The sequence below is a fragment of the Kitasatospora sp. NPDC005856 genome (assembly GCF_040629945.1).
Lineage (GTDB): Bacteria > Actinomycetota > Actinomycetes > Streptomycetales > Streptomycetaceae > Kitasatospora.
In genome coordinates, this window is record NZ_JBEXWT010000013.1 from 136154 (window position 1) to 142583 (window position 6430).

Annotated in this window: 6 protein-coding genes; 5 read left to right on the top strand and 1 reads right to left on the bottom strand. The window is 74.0% G+C overall.

Translation table 11 applies throughout. The annotated features are described in order from the left end of the window. Window positions 1-102 precede the first annotated feature (102 nt). The 5 genes from ABZ449_RS11225 to ABZ449_RS11245 all read left to right on the top strand — a co-directional run bounded on the left by ABZ449_RS11225 (window position 103) and on the right by ABZ449_RS11245 (window position 4531). The gene (locus tag ABZ449_RS11225; protein ID WP_360343773.1) at window positions 103-672 is read left to right on the top strand and encodes an isoprenylcysteine carboxylmethyltransferase family protein; all 570 of its coding nucleotides are present in this window, start codon (window positions 103-105) and stop codon (window positions 670-672) included. 210 nt (window positions 673-882) lie between these two features. Continuing rightward, window positions 883-1164, top strand: a complete 282-nt coding sequence (tatA, locus tag ABZ449_RS11230; RefSeq protein WP_360343775.1) for a Sec-independent protein translocase subunit TatA — start codon at window positions 883-885, stop codon at window positions 1162-1164. Between the two features lie 195 nt (window positions 1165-1359). Continuing rightward, complete coding sequence (locus ABZ449_RS11235; RefSeq protein ID WP_360343778.1) at window positions 1360-2736, top strand: hypothetical protein; 1377 nt, start codon at window positions 1360-1362, stop codon at window positions 2734-2736. 187 nt (window positions 2737-2923) lie between these two features. After that, window positions 2924-3448, top strand: a complete 525-nt coding sequence (locus ABZ449_RS11240; protein WP_360343781.1) for an ion channel — start codon at window positions 2924-2926, stop codon at window positions 3446-3448. Window positions 3449-3817: 369 nt separating this feature from the next. Then, window positions 3818-4531 carry a class I SAM-dependent methyltransferase gene (locus ABZ449_RS11245; protein ID WP_360343784.1) on the top strand — a complete coding sequence of 238 codons (714 nt, stop codon included), beginning with the start codon at window positions 3818-3820 and terminating at the stop codon, window positions 4529-4531. Window positions 4532-4664: 133 nt separating this feature from the next. Here ABZ449_RS11245 and ABZ449_RS11250 read toward each other — a convergent pair whose 3' ends face one another. Continuing rightward, complete coding sequence (locus ABZ449_RS11250; RefSeq protein WP_360343787.1) at window positions 4665-6272, bottom strand: protein kinase; 1608 nt, start codon at window positions 6270-6272, stop codon at window positions 4665-4667. Window positions 6273-6430 lie beyond the last annotated feature (158 nt).

Below are 6430 nucleotides of genomic sequence, written 5' to 3' on the forward strand. Positions count from 1 at the left end.
CGGGGGTGGACCGAGCGCGGTCCACCCCCGGGTGCGTGTGCCGGCCGTCCGCCGGGAGGACCGTGGAAGCACACCTCGGAACCCGACCGCCGGGAGCCCCGCATGTCCGTGCCCGCCCTCCTCTCCCTCCTCGGCGTCCTCTGCTGGACCGCCTACGAGCTGCTGCTGCGCCGGCGCGAGGACGCCTCCGCCGGCACCTGGCACGCCGACCGCCGCGACCGCGGGTCGACCCGGCTGCTGCTCGGCTGCTACCTCCTGTCGGCCCTGGTCGTGATGGTCCTCGACCGCGCCGGAATCGGCGAACTGCCCGCCCGGGCCGCCTGGTTCGGGGTGCCCGTGGTGGCGGCCGGACTGGCGCTGCGGGCCTGGGGCATGCGCACCCTGGGCCGCTACTACACCCGCACCCTGCGCACCGTGGACACCCAGCGCCTGGTCAGCACCGGCCCGTACCGGCTGATCCGGCACCCCGGATACGCCGGCAGCCTGCTGGTCTGGGTCGGCTACGCGGTCGGCACCGGCAGCTGGGCGGCGGCCCTGGCCGTCGCGGCACTGCTGTTCGCCGCGTACGGCTGGCGGATCTCCGCCGAGGAACGGCTGCTGCTGGACGCCTTCGGGAGCGAGTACGCGCGGTACCGTCGGGTGTCGAAGCGCCTGGTGCCGTTCGTCTACTGATCGCACCGACGCGGTCGGCGGGTGTGAATTTCGGCACCCGCGCCCGGGCGGGCGGGCACCCCCGCGCTCGCGATCCGTCCGAACGGCACCTGGTTTTTGGCCAGCGTTTCCCGACTGGTGTATCCGTTCGCCGTCAGGGCCAGGCATACTGGCCAGCACGGGCGCTAGCGCCCGCCATGACTCTAGACAAGAAGGGACCGGTGGCCAGGGATGCTGCGGAACGGTCTTGAGCCCTGGCACATTCTCGTGGTGCTGGCGGTCGTAGTCCTGCTGTTCGGATCGAAGAAGCTGCCCGAGATGGCCCGTGGCCTGGGCAAGTCCATGCGCATCCTGAAGGCCGAGACGAAGGCCATGCGCGAGGACGACACCCCCGCGGACGCCGGCACCGCGCAGAGCACCGCCGCTCCCCAGCAGAGCGCCGACCGCCCGGCCGTCACGCCGACCAACGTGACCAAGGCCACCGAGACCAAGCGGCCCGAGACGACCGCCTGAGTCCGGCCCCTCCTCTTTCCGGAAAGCCCCTGGTGAACCGCCAGGGGCTTTCCGCGTTCCGGGGCCGTCCGGAACTGCCACCGGGGCCGTCCGACGCCGGTCCGGCGCCGCCCCGGCCACCGCCGCTCCCGACTGGCCGTCCGATCTGATCCGTTGTCTCCTGGTATGCACCCCCCGGAGGAACGGAGTCGCGGCATGCCGACCGACGAGCCCGGTACCGGGCCCGAGGGCGAGCCCGGCGACGAACTGGCCGAGCTGCGGGCCCGGCTGAGCGCGGTGGAGGCCCAGGAGGCGCGGCTCGCCGACCAGTTGGCGGCCCGCCCGGCCCGGCGTCCGGCGGACCGCCCGCCCGGCCGGCACCGGGTGCGCTCCTTCTTCGCCGCCCTCCTGATCGTGCTGGCCTGCGCGCTCACCCCGCTGGGCGCCCTCGCGCTCTGGGCGAGGTCCGAGATCGGCGACACCGACCGCTACCTCGCCACGATGGCCCCGCTGGCCGAGGACCCCAGGATCAAGGCGGCCGTCACCGACCGGGTGACCGCCGAGATCATGAAGAAGCTCCCGCTCGACTCACTGCTCGACGGCCTCGCCCCGGACGACAAGCCCAAGCTCGGCGCCCTGCTGGGCGGCATCGGCCGGGCCCTGGACGACGGGCTCGGCGGCTTCGTCCACACCCAGGTCGAACGGATCGTGAACAGCGACGCCTTCGTCACCCTCTGGACGGACGTCAACCGGGGCGCCCATGCCGCCGTCGAGAAGATGGTGACCGGGCAGGGCGGCGGCGCCGTCGAGGTGCAGGGCGACACCGTGGTGCTCGACCTCGCCCCGGTGATCGCCCGGGTGAAGTCCGAGCTGGTGGACCGGGGGCTCCCGCTGGCCTCCCGGATCCCGGAGATCCACACCTCCTACCCGCTGGTGCGCTCCGATGACCTCCCCAAGGTCCGCACCGCCCTGCGGGTCCTGGACCTGGCCGGCTTCTGGGTGCCGGTGCTGGCCGGGGCCTGCGCGCTCGGCGGCGTGCTGCTCGCGACCCGGCGCCGCCGGGCGGTGGTGGCGACGGCCCTCGGCATGGCGGGCGGGGCGCTGCTGCTGGGCATCGGGCTGAGCGTGTTCCGGGCCGTCTACCTGGACCGGCTGCCGGCCGACGTCGACCAGGCGGCCGCCCAGGCGGTGTACGACACCCTGGTGCGGTACCTGCGCTCGGCGGTCCGGGTGGTGATCACCCTCGGCCTGCTGGTCGCGCTCGGCGCCTGGGTGATCGGCCCCGGGCGGTGGGCGCGCACCGTCCGGGACGGCTGGCGCGCCGGGCTGGGCGCGGTACGGAGGGTGGCCGCGCGGGCCGGACTGCGGCTCGGGCCGGTCGGCCGGTTCGTCCACCGCCGGAAGGCCCCGCTGGGCTGGCTGGCGGTCGGCCTCGCGGCGCTGGCCTTCGTGCTGTGGAGTCGACCGACGGTGCTGGTGACGCTCTGTCTCGCGCTCGGGCTCGTCGCCGCCCTGGCGGTGCTGGAGCTGCTGGACGAGCCCGGGCAGGGCCGGGACGAGCGGCCCGAAGGAACGACCCGGGCCCCGACCTGACCTGACCCGACCTGGCCTGGCCTGGCCTGGCCTGGCCTGAGGGACGATCGCTCGGGCCGCGCGGCCCGGCCTGCTTCCGGCGGGCCCCGTCGGCCTCCCGCGGGAGCCCCGCAGGCCCCCGCCGGGGCTCGCCCGATCGGCGCAGGCGGGCGGGCGAACCGGTCCGGGCCCGGGGAGGCTGAGCAGGATGTCCGAGAACCCTCCTCCGCCGCCCGCCGACCTTCGGGCCTGGTTCTGGCTGCTGAGCGCCTCCGTGCTGCTGATGGTCGGGTACTTCACGCTGCCGGTGGAGTGGTTGGGCGAGCGCCGACCGCGGCTGAGCTGGCTGGTGTTCATCGTGGCACTGGTCGGGATGAGCTGGCTGATGCTGGCCAAGATCATCGGGCTGATGCGGGGCACCGCCAAGCGGCCGGTGGCCTGGCTGATCTTCCTGATCTTCCTGGCGCTGACGATCTTCGCGGCGACGTACTACGTGCTGGGTTCGCACAAGCCGGAGTTCGCCGGGCTGGAGACCCGGCTGGACGCGCTGTACTTCACGGTCGTGACGATGGCGACGGTGGGCTACGGGGACATCACCCCTGCGGGGCAGACGGCGCGGCTGGTGGTGACGCTCCAGATCGGGTACAACTTCGTGTTCCTCGCGGCGGCCGCCGGGACGGCGTCCCGGGCGATCCGCGGGAACGTCGAGCGGAGGATCCGGAAGCAGGACTGAGTCCGGCACGGCGGGCCCGCGCCCGCATCCCCACACCCCGCCCCACCCGCGACGACCTGGACGGATACCGCTCCGCACCGCGATCCGACGGCCCGTCAGGCGATGTCGGCGCGAGGCCGACCGCGGTCGCCGACGGCTGCTCCTCCGAGGACTCCCGGCCGCCCGCCCGCACCCTGCCGGCACCCCTCCGACACCGCGCCGACACCCCCGTCGACACCCCCGTCGACGGTGCCAGCCGGCCGATCGGACTGCCCGGAGGTGCGAGGATGCGGTACCCGTAAAGTAGCCTCACGCAATTCTCATCTCTTCGGCCGGTCGGATAACTCGTTCCGCGGCGACCAGGGGAAACGCAGAAGTCTGGGAGGGTCCGTGGAAGGCCACGAGGTGCGCAAGCTCGCCGAGCTCGAAGACCGGCACTGGTGGTACAAGGAACGGCGGATACTGCTGGGCCGAGAGCTTGCCAAGTTCAGCAAGGCCGGCACCGCGCTCGACATCGGCGCCGCGGGCGGGGGCAACACCCGGGTGCTGCGGGCGCACGGCTGGAAGCCGATCGCGATCGAGTACGGCGAGGAGGGCGCCCAGGTGGCCCGCGACCGCGGACTCGCCGTGATGCGGGCCGACGCCCGCAGGCTCCCGGTCGCCGACGGCGCGATCGACCTGGTGGTCGCCTTCGACGTGCTGGAGCACATCGAGGAGGACGACGCCGCGATGGCCGAGATCCACCGGGTGCTGCGCCCGGGCGGGGTGGCCCTCATCGCGGTGCCGAGCGACATGAGGCTCTGGTCGGCGCACGACGTCGCGGTCGGCCATGTCCGCCGCTACACCCGCGACACCCTGCGCGAGGTGATCGTCGGCAGCGGCTTCACCATGGAGACGCTGGACAGCTGGAACGTGCTGCTGCGCCCGGCCGCCGCCTGGCGTCGCAAGAAGAGCACCGGCAGCGACCTGGACGACGTGCCGCCCCTCATCAACACGGCGCTCAGCACGGTGATCGCCGCCGAGCGCTACCTGCCGGTCCAGGGCCTGCCGGGCGTGTCCCTGCTGACCCGGGCCCGTAAGCCCCTCACCGCCGCCGCCAGGTAGGCCTCACCGGGGTTCCGGCCCCTCGCGTCTCGGCCATCTCGGTCGCCTCGGTCGCCTCGGTCGGCGCACAGCACTTTCCACAGGCTGTGGAAAGTGCTGTGCATCCAGGAGCGGCCGGTGCGGCCCGGGCCCGTCAGTCGTCCTGGAGGTCGACGGCGGTGTGCAGGGTGGCGAACAGCGCCGAGAGACGGGCGTTCCAGTTGGCGTACGTCGGGACGTCGACGGCGTGCTTCTTGCCCATGTCCCTGACCACCTTCTGGGCGTTCTTGAGCTCCTGCGCGGCGTCGTCCGGGTTGCCCTCGTTGAGGCGCGCGGCGGTGGTGTCCAGAATCCTCAACAGGTCCGTCTGCTTGTCCCGCTCCTTGCCGACCTGGGCCTGGGCGACGGCCTGGCGGAAGGACTGGATCTGCAGCGCCGCGGGCTGGTTGCGCGGGACGGCCGGGGTGGAGGCCTGAGGTGCGGACGGGGGCGCCGAGGGGGTGGTGGGCGCCGCCGAGGTCGCGGAGGCCTTCGGGGTGGGCGTCGCCGACGGGGCGGTGGCGGGCGCGGTGGCCGCGGGCTTGGCGGCGGCCGCGTTGCCGGCCGGCTCGTCGAAGGCGGTGAGGGCCAGCGCGGTGACGCCGGCCAGGCCCGCCGCGCCCAACGCCCCGAGCACCAGCGGCTTTCGGCGGCTGCGGCCCGGCGCGGGCGGGGCGACGGGCCCTGGAGCGGGAAGGGGAACGGGCGCCGCCGGCGCGGGGATCGGCGCCATCACCGAGGTGGCGGCCGCCGGCTGGGGCGGCAGCACCGTCGTGTGCTGCTGGTTCGGCTGATGCGGCTGGTACGGCTGGTTCGGCGCCGGGAAGCCGGGCACGGGCGGCAGCAGCCGGGTGGCGACCCCGGCGGTGTTCGCGAGCAGCTCCTCCGTCGGGTCGGCGACCATCAACCCCGGTACGGTGCCGAGGAGTTCGACGCGGGCGGTGGCCGCGTCGGACGGGCGGTCGGCCGGGTTCTTGGCCAGCAGCCGCAGCACCGCCGCGTCCAGCGCGGGCGGCAGGCCGGGGCGCCGGACGGAGGGCGGCAGCGGCTGCTCGCTGACGTGCTTGAAGGCGATCGCCACCGGGGTCTCGGCGGTGAACGGGGTCGCGCCGGTGAGCATCTCGGTCAGCACGCAGCCGACCGCGTACAGGTCCGTCCGCCCGTCCAGCTCCGAGGCGGTGGCCTGTTCGGGCGAGAGGTAGGCGGCCGTACCGAGCACGCTCGCGGCCTGGGTCAGGTTGTTGGAGGAGCCGGCCCGGGCGATGCCGAAGTCGACGACCTTCACCCCACCGTCGTCGGTGATCATGATGTTTCCGGGCTTGATGTCCCGGTGCACCAGTCCGGCCGCGTGCGCGACCGCGAGCGCCTCGCAGACCGCCGCCGCGATGCCGACGGCGCGCTCCACCGGCAGCGCCTGCTGCTCCGCCAGCAGGGCGGCCAGCGAACGGCCGCTGACCAGCTCCATGACGATGAACGGGGTTCCCTGGTCCACGCCCGAGTCGAAGACCATGACGATCCTCGGGTGCGCCAGCATGGCCGCGTGCTGCGCCTCGCGGCTGAAGCGTTCGGCGAAGCGGGGGTCGTCGGCGAGGCCGCCGTTGAGGACCTTGACGGCCACCTGACGGCCCAGCACCCGGTCCACCCCGCGCCAGACGGTGGCCATGCCGCCGACGCCGAGCAACTCGACGAGTTCATAACGCCCGTTCAGCGCCCGTCCGATCACCTGGAGCTCCCCTCACGTGCCGCGCCCGGGGTCCCGGGCCGCCTCGTGCACCCGTGCACGATAGCCGCACCGCCGAACGGGCCGACCAGGACAGGTCCTGGTGGGCCGATGGCGATCCGCACCTCCAGCTCGACGGCCCCGGGAAGCGGGACGGCGAC